At 71.3% G+C, this 627-nt stretch carries 1 pseudogene; it reads right to left on the bottom strand.

From position 1 onward, the window contains the following. Positions 1 to 627 (bottom strand): annotated as a pseudogene (locus AABA78_RS38850) (hypothetical protein); the annotation flags it as partial.

The following is a 627-nucleotide window of genomic DNA, read 5'->3' as shown; positions in this document are numbered from 1 at the left end:
GCACGAGCTGGTCCGCCTGCCACGTGTACACCTGCTTGAGGACGGCGCCGTTGCCGCTGCCGGGCGTGAAGTTGGTGCCCGAGGCGAGCGTGGACACCCAGAGGGCGCGCACGCGGCCCGTGGCGTCGCCCGTGCCCACGCTGGGAATGGCGGTGGGGCAGGACGAAGGCGCCGCGGCGGCGTTGTCGCCCAAGGCGTACTCGACGCTGCCGGTGGTGCCCGCCGACGCGTAGTGGGTGCGGTAGCCACGCACGCCCCCGTACGGCTCCCAGGCCACCTGGGAGAGCAGCACTTCCGTGGTGGGCGCGCCGCTGGCGTACTTCGAGACGGAGACGCTCTCAACGCGGTCGGCAAGGGCACCCGTCCCGTAGGTGTAGGTGACGACGCGGCCATAGGGGTACGTCACCTGGGTGAGGTTGCCATTGGGGCTGTAGGCGTAGAGGGTGTGGGGATTCTGGAAGGGCGTGCCGGTGCAGGTGGTGGTGCCGGTGCGCAGACGGACCTGCTTCACCATGCGGCCCCAGGCGTCGTAGCTGAACCAGGTGCGGCCGAAGGAGTCGTCCTGGTAGCGCAGGCGGCCCAGGGTGTTGGCCAGGGTGCCGCAGGAGGCGTCGGGGCTGGCGGAGG

This window comes from Corallococcus caeni, assembly GCF_036245865.1.
In the GTDB taxonomy this organism is placed as follows: Bacteria; Myxococcota; Myxococcia; order Myxococcales; family Myxococcaceae; genus Corallococcus; species Corallococcus caeni.
This window is presented reverse-complemented; position numbering and strand designations above follow the sequence as displayed.